The 18,351-nt window shown below is 31.3% G+C and carries 8 protein-coding genes; 5 read left to right on the top strand and 3 right to left on the bottom strand.

What is annotated here, in order from left to right; genetic code table 11:
* Nucleotides 1-51 precede the first annotated feature (51 nt).
* Entirely contained in the window at nt 52-2,544 is a 2,493-nt protein-coding gene (locus E4T88_RS04085) for a TonB-dependent receptor domain-containing protein (RefSeq protein ID WP_135104186.1), read from the top strand.
* A gap of 83 nt (nt 2,545-2,627) precedes the next feature.
* Nucleotides 2,628-4,571 carry a transglutaminase-like domain-containing protein gene (locus E4T88_RS04080; RefSeq protein ID WP_135104185.1) on the top strand — a complete coding sequence of 648 codons (1,944 nt, stop codon included), beginning with the start codon at nt 2,628-2,630 and terminating at the stop codon, nt 4,569-4,571.
* A 245-nt stretch (nt 4,572-4,816) separates the two neighbouring features.
* Here the strand turns inward: E4T88_RS04080 and E4T88_RS04075 are convergent, their stop codons facing one another.
* Nucleotides 4,817-5,002 (bottom strand): Arm DNA-binding domain-containing protein, encoded by a 186-nt coding sequence (locus E4T88_RS04075; protein ID WP_135104184.1) that lies wholly within the window; start codon nt 5,000-5,002, stop codon nt 4,817-4,819.
* A 769-nt stretch (nt 5,003-5,771) separates the two neighbouring features.
* On the opposite strand from E4T88_RS04075, the gene E4T88_RS04070 reads away from it, so the two are divergent.
* The 3 genes from E4T88_RS04070 to E4T88_RS04060 are packed head-to-tail and all read left to right on the top strand — an operon-like array spanning nt 5,772 to nt 13,804.
* Complete coding sequence (locus E4T88_RS04070; protein ID WP_135104183.1) at nt 5,772-9,602, top strand: protein NO VEIN domain-containing protein; 3,831 nt, start codon at nt 5,772-5,774, stop codon at nt 9,600-9,602.
* A 28-nt stretch (nt 9,603-9,630) separates the two neighbouring features.
* A complete protein-coding gene (locus E4T88_RS04065; RefSeq protein WP_135104182.1) occupies nt 9,631-11,442 on the top strand; it encodes a DUF262 domain-containing protein in 1,812 nt (603 codons plus the stop codon).
* 4 nt (nt 11,443-11,446) lie between these two features.
* The gene (locus E4T88_RS04060; protein ID WP_135104181.1) at nt 11,447-13,804 is read left to right on the top strand and encodes a DUF262 domain-containing protein; all 2,358 of its coding nucleotides are present in this window, start codon (nt 11,447-11,449) and stop codon (nt 13,802-13,804) included.
* A gap of 134 nt (nt 13,805-13,938) precedes the next feature.
* On the opposite strand, the gene E4T88_RS04055 is transcribed toward E4T88_RS04060, so the two are convergent.
* Together E4T88_RS04055 and E4T88_RS04050 are read right to left on the bottom strand one after the other, a co-directional pair.
* Entirely contained in the window at nt 13,939-14,688 is a 750-nt protein-coding gene (locus E4T88_RS04055; RefSeq protein ID WP_135104180.1) for a hypothetical protein, read from the bottom strand.
* 155 nt (nt 14,689-14,843) lie between these two features.
* The gene (locus E4T88_RS04050; protein ID WP_135104179.1) at nt 14,844-18,137 is read right to left on the bottom strand and encodes a DEAD/DEAH box helicase; all 3,294 of its coding nucleotides are present in this window, start codon (nt 18,135-18,137) and stop codon (nt 14,844-14,846) included.
* Between the last annotated feature and the right edge of the window lie 214 nt (nt 18,138-18,351).

The raw sequence follows: 18,351 nt of genomic DNA, 5'->3' as shown, positions 1-18,351 counted from the left end.
GTTAACGAGCTATATATAAAACTATTAACTTTAAAAAATATATAATATATAATGAAAGCATGTATCCTGTTAATTACTTTTTTAATATTTTCTTTTATTTCAGCCTCAAGCCAGATTGATCTGAGTTCTAATTTTATTGTAAAAGGGCAAATTAAGGATTCAGTAACAAATGAAGTTATTCCATATGCGACAATCAAAATAAAAAATAAGGTAAATCCTGATAAGGTGTTACAAATATTTGTTACAGATGAAAATGGAGACTACACATTTAATCTAAATCAAAAACGTGATTATTTTATTACAGTAGATTTTATTGGCAAAAAAACTATGGTTAAATCAATTCAGGCGAGAAGCGCTGAAACTATGGATATGGGTGTTATATATTTACAGGATGAAGATAAGCATTTATCCGAAGTTGTAGTATCTGTGAGGAAACAGTTAGTGAAAGTCGACTTAGATAAAATAATATATAATATGGAAGATGATCCCGAATCTGAAACAAGCAATGTGCTGGAGATGCTTAGAAAAGTACCTCTGCTTTCACTCGATGGAGATGAAAATCTTCAGATGAAAGGTTCTTCAAACTATAAAATATATCTTAACGGTAAGCCATCAAATATGATAATGAGCAATCCGAAAGACGTACTGCGCAGTATGCCTGCCAATTCAATAAAGGAAATCGAAGTAATAGCTGACCCCGGAGTTAAATATGATTCGGAGGGGATTACAGGAATTATCAATGTGGTAATGAAAAGAAATAGCTTATTAACAGGTTATACAGCTACATTAAATGGCCGTGCAAATGATTTTGGTGGATTTGGCAGTGGAGTATTCTTACAGCTAAAATATGGTAAAGTAGGATTCACCGGAGGCTATAATTATAATCAAAATAAAACACCGAAAGGAAATACTAACAGTTTCACTGAGGATTATAATAATAGTTTGAACAGATACCAAAAACAAAATGGTTCTTCCAAAACAAATAGAAACGGACAGGTTATGAATGGCGAGATCAGCATTGAGGTTGATTCTCTTAGCCTCCTCTCTCTAGGCATAAACCGATATAAAGGAAATGCAAAGTCCGATTTTATGAGAACTACAGAAATGCAAAGTATAGATTATACAACTCAATATATATATGATCTTGATAATTATTCCAGACAGAAGGATGGCGCAACTGACATCAACCTTGATTATCAACGATCATTCAACAAAAAGAATCAATTATTGACAGTATCATACAGATTTAGTTCGAATCCGAATAATAGAAAATCGGAAAATTTAATTACTCCAGTAATTGGCATTCTTCCAGAATCAGCAGAGACAAATAAGCAATTTACGGATGCAAAAATGAAAGAGCATACAATCCAGTCTGATTTTATTACTCCATTTGGGAAAGCACACAGCATAGAAACCGGCGTAAAATATATCATGCGCTCCAACAAGAGTAATAGTGGATATGATTTTATAGATAATAATGAAGAGTGGGTGAATAAACCACGATTATATGATGATTTTAAATATGAACAAAATATTTTGGCAGCCTATGCCGGTTATAGTGCTAAATTAAAGAAGTGGGGGATAAAAACAGGGCTCCGCTACGAAAGAACATCGTTACAAGCTAAATTTCCTAAAGCAGAAAATAAAAACTTTGAAAACAAATATTCCAATTTAATGCCTTCAGCCACCATCGCTTATCAAATAAAACCAACTCAAAATATTCGCTTGGGATATAATATGCGCGTCCAACGCCCGGGTATCTATCAATTAAATCCATATGAAGATACATCCAATCCCAATAATATCAGAATAGGTAATTCTGAATTGGATGCAGTACAGAACCACAAACTTAATATCAATTATAGTTTTTTCACTCAATCTGTCAATTTTATAACTAACTTATCTTATGATGTAGAAAATAATGGAATTGTTGAAATAACGACAAGGGAAAACGGTATATCAAAAACTACATTTGAAAATATTGGGAAAAAGAAGGATTTAGCATTATCAGCCTATGTAAATTGGGCTCCCAATAAGAAAATCACCATGTATAGTAATGTTGACGGTCGATATATCGACCTAAAGTCCGATTTTAACTCTGAATCAGCTATAAGAATTAAAAACAGTGGATTCGTTGGTAATATCGTTATTGGGGGGGAATATACATTCCCTTACAATTTCAGAGCATATATAAATGGTGGATATTCCAGTCGACAAATTAGTCTACAGGGAAAGGGCTCTTCCTATTTTTTCCATAGTATGTCTGTTACAAAAGTAATATTAAAAAACCGTTTACAAATTCGCGCTTACGCCCAGAATCCACTGGAAAAGAATAAGAAGTTTCGCAATTCAATCAATACTAACGACTTCTATTCAGAATCAAAAAATATATACAAGGTTCGTCAATTTGGTATATCTGTCTCTTTCCGTTTTGGAGAAATGAAAACAAAAATAAAGAAAGTACAAAAAACGATTATTAATGATGATATTCTAAAAGCTAGCAAGAATAATGATGAAGATCAAATTGAAAATCAAACTAAATAGGAAAAGCTATTTATATTCATGTATCGATACAACAAACCTAAAATTTCATCTCTTTATTTGTTAAACGGTTAAAAATATAGTTTATGAAAAATATCCTATTTGTAATGATTGGAGGATTCTTATTTCTCCTTTCTTGTAATAAAGATTCGTCACATATTGAATATACATTGTCCTTAGCGGGCATAAACCGGATTGAACTGGAAAAAGTTATTGCCTATTATTCTAATAACAAAGCTGATTCATTAAAGCTCAAGGCTGCCATTTTTCTAATAGAAAATATGCCAGGCCATAAATCTCATGTGGGAAACAAATCTGAAAATTACTATAAGGATGTTGAAAGTATTCTGTTATCCGAAATGGAGCCAATAAAACAGAGGGATAGTGTTCTAATCCTTACTAAGCTAAATGGAGATCTTCAGAATGAATTAGTCGAAGATGCTAAGATAATAACATCGGATTTCTTAATTAAAAGTATTGAAGATGCTTTTAATTTGTGGAAGACTAAACCATGGGCCGCACATCTTAATTTTGAAGAATTTTGCGAGTATATCTTACCCTATAAATGCTTCGAACCGCAGCAACTGGAAAACTGGAGGGATAGTTTGTCCGTAAAATTCGGAGATACGCTTTCTTTGATGTTATACAATGACGTGGAGTACGACTCTCCTTTCAATGCCGCAAAAATTGTACGGAGAGATATAGAAAGAAAGATCAAACCTCTGGGTTTGTATGCTTATAATTGGCATCCATTTTTCAGTACAGAACTTTTATCAAAAATGACTTTTGGAAAATGTACTGATTACGTTAATCTTGCTGTTGCAACAATGAGAAGTATGGGGATTCCCGTTGTTATTGATGGAACTCCACAATGGGGCAGATACCGCGCAGGGCATGATTGGTACACACTCCTAAATGATAAGGGAGAACTCTTACCCGCAGAGTGGGATGTAACAACTGATCCTGGAAAAGTGTTTTTTCCTCACGAAAGAATACCTAAGATATTCCGACAGACATATGCTATAAATCGGCAAATTGAAGAATATAATAAAGAAACATTATATCCTTATTATTTAAACGTTTTTCGGAAGGACGTAACCGATCGCTATTTTGTAACAAGTGATATTGATATACCAATTATTAGAAATGATATAAAAGATAAATACGCATATATTGCTGTGTTCAATGGGAAAGACACAGATTGGAATATCATCGATATTGGTATTGTAAAGGGAAAAAGTGTGGAGTTTAAAAACATGGGTAGGAATATTCTCTATATAGTATTAGGCTTCGATGGTAATAAATTAATGCCTATTAGCCATCCTTTTATTCTTCATAAGAATGGAGATATAGAATTTTGTATCGCAGATAATACTCTTTTTCAGGATGTAATACTAACCCGTAAATATCATAAAAAAGAAAATGTAGTGAATATGGAACATCGTATTTTGGGCGGCAAGATACAAGCCTCTAATACTCCCGATTTTTCAAGTCTTAAAACATTTTATACGATTGAGGATATAAACTACCCTGATTTGATAAGAATCGACGCAAATAAATTGTATAGATACTGGCGGTTTGTTGGGGCAGATAGTTCATATTGTAACATTGCAGAATTGCAATTTTATCAAGATGGGAAAACAGAAAGATTTATCGGTAAAATAATAGGCTCTTTAGGTGTTACAGGGAAAGAAGGAAAAAATGCATTTGATAATAACTGGCTTACACATTTTGAAACCCAAGCTCCAAATGGTGCATGGATAGGGATGGATTTTGGTAAGTCTGTAAAAATTGATCGTATAAGGTGTGTTTATCGTAGTGACGATAATAATGTTCGTTCTGGAGATGAGTATGAATTGATGTATTGGACATCTGAAGGATGGGAATCCCTTGGGAGACAAACGGCTGAGGATAAATATATTATTTACAAGAGTGCCCCGATTAGTGCCCTTTTGTGGCTAAAGAATCATACAAGAGGTTGGGATGAACGGGTATTCTTATATAGGGATGGAAAGCAAATCTGGTGGTGACAGATTAAAAAAATGGAAAAACTGATAAAATAATAGCGTAATGATACTAAGGTCTTTACTCCTACGTTTCTATTACTCAATGATTCTGTTATCACAAGAAATAGAGGGGTGTCTTGTCCTGAAAAACGATTAATTACCGCCTCTGCAGTAATCCGTTCAGTATCGTCTTGTTCGAAGTCCCGGTGAATCCGAATAAACTTCGCACGAATTGAATCGAGATATATATTCAACTCTTTTACAAGGAGTTAACGATCATACACCTTCCCCTTAGCGGAATCCCAAAGTTTTGGATTAATTGTTTTCTTAGCTGTTGTGTCTCCTCTTATTCCGTCTACGGTAACTCTAACAACTATCGCAGCTTCACCATGTTTGTTAAGTCTTGTACGACGAATATAAAATGCTACGCTGAAAGTGGATCTTTTTTGTGTCATTTCTGAATGCTTTTATTAATTACAAAGTTATAGTATCTAGGTGAAACTAAAACTATGCAAAACATTGAATAACAGCGGAAAAGAATCCAATCTGTGGGCAATTTTAGAAAATATTTTCTGCCCACCAGATAACCCACAGATATACTTCTGTATTATACACTTTTCTTCTTCTGATAAAAAAGAAAAATCGCTGTAAGTGTGCAACTTACAGCGATTCGACTTCTTTTTCTATGTTACTTGGCGGAGAGAGAGGTCGATGAACCTTTCCCCTTATGTCCTACTATTCAGTGTATTATAATTTCAAAGAAGCTGTTGGTTATGAATTAGCAATGCTTTTCCCACAGTATTTTAAGCAGTTTTTGTCTCTGATTTGTCTGCCTTATCTCTAGGTTCAAAGATAGTCAAAAAAAAGTAATATTTATTCACTTCTATTTCAATCTTTATTTAGCACCTTTTCACATCGAGCAATATTAATTAGGAGAGTATACTATCTATCCCTATCAAGAACTTTTTTATAATATTTTAAACCATCTAACTTTCCCTTCAATAGAGACAGTTCTTACATCCATTTATGTTCTTCAGTAATTGATACAGAATAAAAACAATACGCTGATAAAACTACTGAATATCAGTTTTTCAATAATAAGAAATGTTTGGGAGTGAAATTTATAATCTGTAAATCTATTTTCATTTTTACGTTAAATATTTGCAAAAAGGATAGTCTAGTTTCCAACCAGAAAAGTTACCTTTATTTTCATAATAAAAAGGTATGAATAAGACAATAATACAACAGCCAGAGAGTGTTGGTAGTGCTTTTGATGAGTTGCTAAACAAAATGTACATTAGTAATGTACAAAACAGATTGAGGCAACTAAATGAGCCTACAGAAAATGATTGTAAACGGTGGATCTGGGAGTTGATTCAAAATGCAAAAGATAGTATCTCACAAGACAAATGTAGAGCTTTTGTTGACGTGAAGATCATAGTTAAAGACAGCGAAGTGAGATTTTTACACAATGGCTCACCATTTACAGCAAAAGCTCAACTAGGATTGCTTTACAAATACAGTGAAGGGAAAGTGAACAATAGTGAAAGTACGGGGAGATTTGGAACAGGCTTTCTAACAACTCACACACTTTCAAAAATTGTATCTATTGAAGGAAATGTTTTGACAGAAGATATAGACAATCCGCTCTGTGGTTTTTCTGCAATAATGTATCGAGATGGATTGGACGAACCCGAATTATTGGATGGAGTAAGAAAAATGAAAGAGAGTATGGTATATACTCAAGAAACTAATGATTGGACTACATATACATATCATTTAAGAACACCTCAAAACGAAAAAGCTCTGCGATTGGGAGTCGAAAATTTTATATCAAACATTGCTCAAACAATGTTATTCTGCAAAGAACTAAATAGCATCGAGTTAGACAATAACGGTATCTTAACTAAAATAGTTAGAAAACAAAGCAGCTTATTAAAAGATGAAATTTATTTGTCTCAATTTGAAATAGAAGGAAAAGACACTTATACCCGGAGATTTATTCATAAATCTTTAAAAAGGACCAGTGAAGAATTAACTAAACGATTTAAGACTGATCGAAATATACGTCTTACTGTTGCTATAGAAATAGACAAAGATAATAATCTCGTTGAAAATCTTGACACCCCTTCTCATTTCTGTGTTCTGCCACTTGTCGGCTCCGAGAAACATATTATGCCTATTTATCTCAATAGTCCGGACTTTGAACCTGATTCTGAACGTGAAAGCTTAATCCTCATTGGCGAAGATATACTTGCTGATAAAGATGTCATTTCAGAGGGAGGTATAAACCGTTTGATTTTAAAAGAAAGTATAGCTCTTTATGACTCAATCGTTTCATACTTGTCAAGCAATTGTTATCATAAATTATATTTGTTAGCCAAAGGTCTAAAGAAAGTTCCAAAATTTGAGAAAAATTTTAATAAAGAATGGTTTAAAGAAGAAATAATAAATCCATATCGTAATGTTCTAAAGAAATATGCGATTGTTGAAACCGAGATTGGCAATCAAAAACTTTTTGCAGATGATGGAATACCCAATATTATAATTCCTATAGATGCGAATAGTAATAATCAGAGTAAAATATATGATCTATCAATAGATCTTTTTCCTAAAAAATTGCCGTTTCCAGAAATTGCAAAAGATTGGGCAAAGTTAGCTTGGGAGGGTTGTGGATTATTCAAGACAGAAGACTTATGTAAATATGTTGCCGATAAAAAAAATATAAGCAAGCTACATGTATCTTCTAATCAATATGATTGGTTAAATCGCTTTTTGTTATTTATCAGGGAAACAGAGGAGAACCTTTTGAAAGAATATGCGTTAATTCCAAATCAAAATAATGAGTTTGTCTCTCTGGAAAATGAAAAATTTGCCGAAGGTGTTGGACTGACCGATTATATGATAAAAGTATTGAATGATTTGGGCGAGGACCTATCTCCAATATTACTAAACAATAATATTTCGTCAATAAGTCTTCCTGTAAAAATAGACTCCAAAAGGATTGCTGATAAAATTAATGAACAAGTGGATAGTATCCTTAAAAATAAAAATCTTTCCGTCGAAAAAACTATAGAAGGATTATTTCCATTGTTAAATACAATTCCAATAGACGAATCTAAATATGAAACAGCGTTTATTTATAAACAAAAACAAATTAATAGTTTTGCCAAGACCCTCTATGCTGATTTACAAATTAATGAGATTATAAATAATGATATTCCTGAAACAGCATATCAATCATTACATAAATGGCTTATTAAACAGTTAATGGCAACTGTTTCAGAATTACAGAATGCTGAATCGTTGCCTAAAAGTATTGAAGATAAATATAAATGGACAAACAACTTTATTGCATTTGTAGCTAAAGAGATAAAAGAGGGAGAATTAGATGAATATGCTATTATCCCAAATCAAAAGGGTGATTTTTGTTATAAAAAAGATTTATCAAAAGACATAAATATACCCGAAGAATTAAAATCAGAAAGAGCTGAGAAATTCGGAATTAAATTAAAAGAAACTCTTCTTCATAAGAATATTAATTCCACAAATATTACAAATGAAAAAAACATAAATACTGTTATCGGAATAATAAATACTATTTTTAAAGATAACAAATTTGAAAAAGGAAATGACTATTTAGATTTTGCTGTATTTTTAGTTCATTTTTTGCCAAAAAAAGAAAGTCTATTGTTATACAATTCTCAGAAATCAATATTGGATATCGTTCAAAAATATTATTACAATAGGAGTAATCCATATTCACAAACGATGATTTCTTGTAATATAGAAGATTTCTGGCATAAGGCAAATGATGAAATAATAAAATCATTACAAGGACATTTAGAAAATAATACAGATTTGGAAAATTTGAAAATATTCTTGTCTGAATCAGGAAAATCCTATGATGATGGTGATACAATTATTTTCTTGAATGATTTTTATAATTATTTGAAAAAATCAAACAGAAGCATATTAAGGCGTATTATACCAAATCAAAACGGAGTTTTCTGTTCTCTTGATGAGATTTATTACGATGACAATATTCCAAATGTACTAAAAGATATTTTATGTTTAGTTAATCCAGACGACGACTTCCGAAATACATTAGCTGATAAGTCTTTATCTATCCAGCCATCTCTTCCTCTAAAGATTTCAAATATAGCCAAGTTAATTGATGATAGCATAAAGATAGCATATTCTGATCCGAGAAATTGGGAAAGTGAAAGTTTCAAAACAACCATTCAATTATTAATGATTGAGTGGTTTCCTAAACATAAGGGAAAAGAAAGCAAAGATATCTTCCCTTATACATACGATAGAAAAGAAACTATAGAGATGAATGTTCTTTGGAGTTTAGAAGAACGCCAGAGGATGCAGAGAGCTAGATCTATTGATCCAGAATTGTTAGATCGGTTCATTGAATCAAATGTGGGTATTGACAGACTCGAAAAGAAAAAAGAGGAGTTAGAGGCTAAAGTTGCGAAATTATCAGAACAAGTTGAAAATACTGATTTTAATAAAATTACATCTGAATTCCCTGATATAACAGTGGATAAAATTCGAGAGTTACTAAAAATGGAAGAGCGTATAAAGGGTTGGAATGCCATAAATACATATACTCCCGAAACAGAAGATCAAGAAAAACGTAATTATGAAAATGGATATAAAGGCGAAGCATATATCTACAAACAGTTACTGAAAAGTGATAACTATAAAAATGTCACTTGGGCACATAAATCTAAAACCCCAGCAGACTTTGAAATAATTGATTTTGAGGGAGAGGTTCATCATATTAAAGATGATTATTCTAAATATGATTTGTCGGTAGAGACATTTAATGGAAACAGAATATACATTGAGGTCAAATCAACAAGTACAACTTTAGCCGATGCTGATACAATCGCACTCCCAATAAGTACGCGTGAATGGGAGTTTATAAGTAAAATCAATGAAAATGATAAATATTATTTAGCAAGAGTTTTTAATGTAGCAGATCAGCCTGAAGTACATTTTCTTTCTTTGATTGGAATTGAATTACCGAAAAATATATAAAGGTTGAAAGATTAATTGAAATATAATTATGGCAGAAAAAGGATTAAAAGCAATATGTGAATTAATGGGACAAACATTTACAATCCCACATTATCAACGAGGTTACAGATGGGAAGATCAGGAAGTGACTGAATTATTAGACGATTTGTGGGCTTTTCAAAAAGATAAAGATAGTGGAGATTTTTATTGTCTTCAGCCCATTGTATTACAGCAAAATGAAAAAGGCAATTATGATGTATTAGATGGTCAGCAACGGCTTACGACACTCTATCTTTTGTTAGTTTACCTTGAGGAAAGAAGAAAAGATGATGGTTATTTGCAACCTTTATTCTCTCTAAATTATTCAACACGAGAAAAATGTGAGGAGTTTTTATCAGCGAAAACATTTTCCAACAATGAGATTGATTCGTCAAACATTGATTTCTATCATATTTGCAAAGCATACCAATGCATTGACAAATGGTTTAAAGATGAAAAACATAGTGGGGCAAAAGGCAAGATACTTAATATTCTTTTGGATAAAACAGAAAAAGGCAATAGAAATGTAAAGGTAATTCATTATGAAGTCGAAAATGAGACAAATCCTATTGATGTTTTTATTCGGCTGAATGTTGGGAAAATTCCTTTAACTGATGCCGAATTAACAAAAGCACTACTATTGCAATCTGATAAATATCCTCCGAAAGAATTAGATTTTAACAAGATGAAACTTTATAATATTGCAAATGAATGGGATTTCATTGAAACAACTTTACAAGAAAGAGCTTTTTGGTATTTTTTGAATGATAATTCAAATGCAAAAAGTACTCACATAGAATTTATTTTTGACCTGCTTGCTAATAAAATAAATACAGATAAACAATATTTTAAGATTAAGCCCAAGAAGTATGCAACATTTCTTATCTTCTCAGAGTATTTGCAAGATCTTATTGACAACGGAAAGCTGTCAAGAATAGAAGCTGTTGAAAAAATATGGAGTTCTGTAATAGAATATTTTGAGTATTTTAAAGAATGGTTTCAGAATCGAACACTTTATCATTATGTTGGATTATTAATTGCTCTAAAAGACAATAATATAATTGAATCTATAGTTCAAAAAGCAAAAGAATTTTCAAAATCTAAATTCAAAGAATATTTAGAGAGAGAAATTGCGATCATTATAAAGAATAAGAAACCAATAGACAAATTGGCTTATGAAGATGAAAATGGACGAAAATCAGATTATCAGGATATTATTAAAGTTTTATTATTGCACAATATTCACACAACATTAAGAAGCGAAAAAGAAAAGCCTCGTTTTCCTTTTGAACTGTATAAAGAACAAAATTGGAGTTTAGAACATATTCATGCTCGTAATTCTCAATCATTAACTGACACAACCAAGCAAAAAGAGTGGTTATCTGACCATATAAAATCATTATCAAATTCAAATATAGAAGGTTCGTATAATGAACTTATAAGTAAAATGGAAGGACTGATAAGCCAGAACGAAGTAGACAATACTACTTTTGAGAACATAGAAGAGGAAGTTTACGAGTTACTTGAAAAAAACTTTGAGTTCGGTAGTGATGAGAATATTCATTTAATAAAAAACTTATGTCTGCTAGACAAAGCAACAAACAGTCAATTGAATAACTCTGTCTTTGACGTAAAACGAGAAATAATAAAAAAACGTGAATTAACTGGATATTATATTCCTGTTTGCACAAAAAATGTGTTCTTGAAAGCCTATACAGCCTACCCAACAACCAATGTATATTGGACAAAAACAGATAGAGGCGACTATTTCAAGGATATTGAAAACACATACAATTTTTTTGTAAATAAATTAACGGTATAACAATATGAATTATTCATTTTTAGAGTTGCAGAATAAATACAAAATCATAATTCCACAAATACAAAGAGATTATGCTCAAGGAAGAGAAGATAAAGAAAACGAGAATAAAATCAAAAGCTATGATTTTATCTTAAAAATCATAGAGGTATTAACAAGCGAATCCTCGACCTTGAACCTTGATTTTGTATATGGTTATACAAAAAAAATATCAGAAATCCAATCTGCTTTTATACCTTTAGACGGACAACAACGTTTGACCACACTTTGGTTGTTGCATTGGTATTTATCGCCCAAACAAGAAACAGAACAAAATGGACTGAAAATAAAGTCTGTTACTAATGAAATAAAAGAATGGCTGAAGAATTTCATTTACGAGACGAGAAGCTCTTCATCTCGATTTTGCGAAGAACTGATTAACAAACATTTGCCTATATCCGATGATATATGTGCTACAATAAAAAATGCCAATTGGTTTATGGCTTCGTGGGAAAACGATCCTACAGTTGTTTCTATGCTAAATATGCTTGATACTATCCAAAAACAATCTTTTGACAGACAAAAAGCGTGGACGAATTTGTTTGAAAATCGAAAAATCACATTTGACTATATTGATATTAAGTCAAATGAGTTTAAACTTACAGATGAGCTGTATATTAAAATGAATTCTCGAGGCAAACCGCTTACTACATTTGAAAATTTCAAAGCACAATTTTCAGAAACTCTTTCAGCTAAAGATACTGATTACGTAAATGAAAAATTAAATTATGAAGGGACAAAAATAACATTTCAAAAATACTTTGCCTTCAAGATAGATAGTATTTGGACTGATTTATTTTGGGATTTTGAGATGACAAAAAACAAAGATATCAGTTCTTGTTTTATGAACTTCTTTATCTATATTGCCCAAATATGTTATTTCAAAGACAACACAAATAAAAATACTTATGATTTCAAAAACGATTTTTCAGTATTCAAAAAGAAAGATAATGTATTATTTTTGTTCAACACACTAGATTTTTTTTATAAAATAAGCATAGACAAATCAAATCAAGTAAAAATTAGTAACATAAATACATTTTTTGAAAATCTATTTCAAAAAGGCAAAATAGACAGCTCCTATCAAGGGCAAGTTCGACTCTTTGACGATAAGGGGGTGAACTTGTTTGAAAAATGTTTATTAGAGGGTAACCAATTCGATAATAGATATAGAATTATCTTGTATTGCATTGTTTCATATGCTATTAAATACGATTTGAAAGAAATAAACAATGATCTGCGTTTTTACATTAGAGTGATTCGTAATTTATTACAAGCTACAAGGCAACGAAATGAAATTGTTTATAACACGAATGTCCGTATCAATTCTTTCGGAAAATATTGGAACCTATTCAATCAAATACAAGAAAAACGAAACCCATACGAACGATTACTTGAAAATATAACAAATAAAGAAACAGATATTAGTGATGATGCTTTAAATAATGAAAAAGAAAAAGCAAAAATTATTATCGATAATATTCATTCAAGACCAGCAGAGATTCAAGCATTATTTCAATTGGAAGAATTTAAATATTCTAAAGGTTTAATCCATAATTTGAAACCCAAAGACAATATTGAGAATTTTATCAAATGGTCAAAATTCGTTAGAGATATTTGGAATTGTAGTGACAGCCTAATCATTGCGGCATTAATAACCTGTAACTTTGAAGGTCTCTACACAAAAAGTGGTCGTTTAGGCGAAATGTGGTTTTGGGGACAAAAAGATAATTGGAACACAATATTAGCAGGACAAAGTAAAACAGACAGTAGCATTTCCGACCCAATTATCTCATTACTGAACACATACAACAAGATCAAATTATCTAATTCGGAATTAAATCCACAGGAAATATTAAAAGAAATAATTGAAAAATACCTAAATACTTTAATAGAGAAAAATTGGCAATACTATTTCTGCAAATATAGAAAATATTTCTTGAGTGATTCTAATTACTTTTCATGGAATGCAGATAAATTTGAACACGAAATATTAGGTAGTACAGGATATAATCCATTGTTATCATATCATATTAATCCTTATATTAAAGCGGTTAGCAATCTTTTAGATGATTCAATTTGTTTAGAAAATCGATGTTATGACCGTTATAGCTATGAATCTTGCTTAATATTGGAAAATGGCTTTGGGCTGTATTCGAAAGAAAATGGATGGCATATTGTAGTACCTGAAAAACAAACTATTCCAGATTATTTAAGAGAAAAATACAATATTAATAAACTAAATGTATTTTCTGAGACAGATGAGAAAGATAGGATTGAAATAGCAGTAGACTTCTGTATGGATTTCTCTACAGAAAAATATTGATGAGAAATAACAATAGCTAACAGATATTACGATAACCACCTCTTATTTAAGTCTTTATAAAGAATATTGAGTACCAACAAACTTAAACAGACATTCAATTTTTTATTGGATAAAAAATTGAATGTCTCCATCTATCATCTATTGCCATCAAGAATTTTAAGACAATATTTCAAACCTTTCAACTCTCCTCTTAATTCATTTCGGTTTTCTAATGTATCATCAAAATTAATCATCCTATTTTCAATAGATTCTATTCTATCAATAATCTGTATTCGTACTTCATTAAACGCAATATCTGCATTTAGAATAAGGCCTTTAATAGGTTCTCTATTTTCTATTAACAGACTTAATTGCTTGTAATATTCATCTTTGAAATTCTTGAGATTTTGCGGATCATGCAATAATTCTATTGTTAGATTGAAGAGTTGCCTCATCACCTCTTCCGGCAAAGTATCTAATTCTTTCCTTGCTGTATTTCGTCCTCGAATTCCACTATATCGGGAAAAATTACAATAAAAATTATCTATATCATTGTTAATATCTATAGTTACATGCTTAGAATCTGTAAAAAGATATAATTTACAGGCTTTTATGCTATATTTAAAGTAATACTCTCCATTTTCTGAAAAAGATTCACTCAATTTACGAATTGTACTTGTATAATATGAATCGAATATTTCGGGAATGATACGTTTCACCTTCACATATTCACTAGCTAAAGTTACTTCTGATTTATATTCCTCGCTATAACTAAGTTCAATATTGGGAGCGTATTCCCAATCCTCATTTATAGATACATAGAGGTACTTATTGACAAGTTCTAATGTATCCCCTCTTCTGATATAGGGAGAGATGCTTTTTATAAGGTAACATTTATCTTTCATAGCACACTGCAATATTTTAATCTTTAAGAGTACAAAGAATTGAAAAAAGATGATTGAATATTTATTCAGTATAACTTATTTAGGAACTTATTTTAGTGGCTTTGACTGTATTTACAGAATTGACAAATAATTTTATTATTATCAGCCGTAGCCAATTATTCATTCGTGATTATAGAAAATTCGTTTCCCGTTCTCTTTAAAAGTAAATCGGTTGCACCAAGTAATGATAGTAACTCCGAACTATTAGCCAATTTATTCTTCTCTATCCCTGGCTGAACAACATATATATGAAACTCAATATCGCAATAATTAGAAAGCAACATATTTTGGATTATAAGTAATTCATCGTCTCCACCTTTCTCGTATCTTGATGGATTTCCTTGTGCTAGCCGGTTGCTATTCCTGCGGTTCATGTGGTTCAACAATTCTATTGCATTATGTCTCCAATGATAACTTCGTTGTGCTTGCCCACACACCTCATATAAATCTTTTAAACGTCCTCCGGGTTCATCTTTAGAGGAAAATTTGCAATGATATAATTCAAATATAAGTTTGTTATATTGTGATTCATAGCCTTTTATTTCGATAACATCACTAGCTTCGTTTGCATCATCGTCATCAAAAATAATATCATATTCCTGTTCTTTTTTTAATCGCTCAAGCATTCTGTATTGTATTGAGTCATCTCTTTTAGTTTTCTTCTGTGATTCTTTAGTGATATCAATGCCGTCCCAATTGTAAGCAATTATCTTTTTCGTGTCGAAAATTGGAGATTTGTAGTTGAACAAGAAAAATAAGTCATTGTACATTTTCGAATTGTCCTGAAACCATATAGTAGGTGGGTATTCAAAGAATAGGTCGATAATATCTTTATCTTCTTTTCTTTGGCTTACAGTAATCGGATGGCCTTTAATGAGAATATATTTATATCCACGTCCATTTTTATACTCATCTAATTCCAACCTATATGAAGAAACTCCAAGTTCTGTAATGATATCAAAATCAACAGTATGAGAAGCGTATGCGACTAACTTAATATTGTAGTCTATTAGTAAGTTAGATCTATAAACTGCCGATTGCGGGTCGTAATAAAATTTTTCATTCCATTTTATTGATATTGGAACTTTCCCTTCAGGAAAGTTAGATATTCTATCAGGCTTTTGGATAAAATCAAAGATATTCTTTGTGTCAATCGTTTCATCTAACAGTTTAACACCTGTTTTATCGCACCATTCGCAATAATCTGGGATTGATTTAACTAATTTTGTCCATACACGCCCTTTATTTGAGCAACCAATAGTTATTTTTTCGCCTTCCTCATAGCCTGTTCCAAATAGATTCGAGCTATGCATTCCTTTTTCAATTTCACTCAACCCTTTTACTATTCCGTTTCCAGCATACATTGTAAAGCTAATCGGACCATCTAGATGAGACTTTAATCCAAGATTGAACAACTCCAACTGAAATACATTGTGTAAAACTCTATATATATCACCTTCATTATATAAAGAAATATTTTTACCAACCAATGCTTCTGCTAGTTTATCATGGGTAGAACCATTATTCGAACTATTTATATACAAAAGTTTTTGTTCAGGATTCAAATATGCAATATACAAATCATATTCGGTATTAATTAGGTCATCGATTTTTCCCCAAGGAACTTTCTCTGTGCTTCGTGCTATGATTACCTGTAAGTTCTTTTCATTATGCTCTACTGAAACTGTTTCATATTTTTTATTTTTAAAATATTCAATATATCTTTCAGGATGCCAAAGGACATTACTGTCATATAGTTTAAAAACGACAGTGCTCATTGCAGGCATAATATTTCGAATAGGAATTTTGTATGGTATTGGTACATCAGAAAAATTTTTAAAGAAATTTTCTTCTTTGACAATATTTCCAATAATATCTTCATTTGATTGGCTTATGATTTTGTCCCAATCCGAATCTTTACGATACAATTCGCTTAGCACTCCTTTAAAGCTATTATCGACGATGTTAGCTATAATAGTAGCCGGGCCAAGATTACTTCCAGTTGTTCTTGTAAACCTTCCAATAAACTGAAATGACGTGGTAATGTTTTTATGCATCTCATGCATTGCGCAAATTTTTAATTGAGGAAGATCAAACCCTTCACCAAGCATGTCTACACAAACAATAATTCGATGTCTTTTTTCTTTAATACCTTCAAGTATTTCCCGCTGTAAAGTTTTTGATATACCACTATGGATAAATACAGGAGAATATTCCGAGTATTTTTTATATATCTGCTCGTAAACTTCTTCTGCTTTCGATCTCTCATCTACACGAGCCATTAAGATATGGTCATATCCAGCTTCAAGGTCTCTTTTTAGCGTTTCAATAGCCTTTTCTGCAATTTTTTCATCAGCTGTAGCGGGATTGAAATCTACAATAGGGCTGAATATGATTTTCTCGTAATATCTGTCTCTTTGCGCTAAAGATAGAGGATAGTTATATATAGTTTCTCCTTCAATCCGGCCTCCATCATTTCTGAATGGTGTCGCGGTAAATAGTAATACTGGTTTTCCCTCAGCCTCAAAATTTAATTTTATTTCTTTCCATGTTTTTGCTGCAATGTGATGGGCTTCATCTACAATCAAATTATTGCATTGCTGAACAATCAACTTGAAAATATCACTTTTTCCATTTTTAAGAAGATTAGTCAAGATTTGAGGTGTAGAAATAATTACATTAGCATCTAATATTTTCTTTGCATCTTCAATCGTATCAATGGTTGTTTTAAGTACAGATACTTTAGGATACAGAGCTGAATCATTTACAACCTCAAATGGTTCAATTTTCAGAATACCCAACCCTATATATTTATTGGAAATTTGTGTCCGTAAAGAATCTGTTGGAACAATAACTAGTGTTTTTTCATTTTGATTTGCTATTGATAGGCAAAGCATTGTCTCTGTTTTCCCTGTTCCTGTTGGCATTATAACCAAAGCTGGTTTGGTTGAAATACTCCAATGTGCTAAAATGGAATGTAATGCACCGATTTGTGGTGGACGTAACCCATATTGTACAATGTCACCTATTTCATTTCGTATCTCTTGTTTGTATTGAAATGCGTTATGCCATGACGAGGCTATCTTAGAATAAGATGGATGTTTACCTATAAGAAGTTTCTTCTTACAATTTTGAATAATTTCTAAAGATATTTTTTGATTCTCATCTAATTGAAGATAAAATACAGCATCATAACCTTCTTTTGGATATTTATCTTTATTCTTTGAAAGAAAATAGATAAATCCATTCATCGTACGAAACTCATAGCCTAGAAAGTCTTCGCCTATATACTTTTTAAGGATACCTTTTTCTTTACCGATATAGTAGCTCTTTTTGTTTTTTCCGACTGAAATAGAAATCTTGACGGAAAAATCAATATATACGTGTTCGTCTGGGAATAAACTATACATAATTAGATTTTAGATTGTTACACCATAAAAATAATCAAAACTATTATAAATATAGAGATTTACAAACGGAATTATCAACATGTTAATAGAGTTTCTGTAGACTTTTCTAATTAAAAAACGAATGAGATTTGACCATCTTAGAAGAAAATTATATCTAAAATAAGACGAATAGAAATTGTACACGTTCGTTCAGCAATTTCCAATTGGTAAGAAA

This window comes from Dysgonomonas mossii, assembly GCF_004569505.1.
Lineage (GTDB): Bacteria > Bacteroidota > Bacteroidia > Bacteroidales > Dysgonomonadaceae > Dysgonomonas.
Note: the sequence above shows the minus strand (reverse complement) of the source record. Positions and strands in the feature narration are given on the sequence as shown.

Coding starts and splice junctions, on each gene's coding strand:
- E4T88_RS04085 (WP_135104186.1), top strand. CDS start 52: ATGAAAGCATGTATCCTGTTAATTACTTTTTTAATATTTTCTTTTATT.
- E4T88_RS04080 (WP_135104185.1), top strand. CDS start 2,628: ATGAAAAATATCCTATTTGTAATGATTGGAGGATTCTTATTTCTCCTT.
- E4T88_RS04075 (WP_135104184.1), bottom strand. CDS start 5,002: ATGACACAAAAAAGATCCACTTTCAGCGTAGCATTTTATATTCGTCGT.
- E4T88_RS04070 (WP_135104183.1), top strand. CDS start 5,772: ATGAATAAGACAATAATACAACAGCCAGAGAGTGTTGGTAGTGCTTTT.
- E4T88_RS04065 (WP_135104182.1), top strand. CDS start 9,631: ATGGCAGAAAAAGGATTAAAAGCAATATGTGAATTAATGGGACAAACA.
- E4T88_RS04060 (WP_135104181.1), top strand. CDS start 11,447: ATGAATTATTCATTTTTAGAGTTGCAGAATAAATACAAAATCATAATT.
- E4T88_RS04055 (WP_135104180.1), bottom strand. CDS start 14,688: ATGAAAGATAAATGTTACCTTATAAAAAGCATCTCTCCCTATATCAGA.
- E4T88_RS04050 (WP_135104179.1), bottom strand. CDS start 18,137: ATGTATAGTTTATTCCCAGACGAACACGTATATATTGATTTTTCCGTC.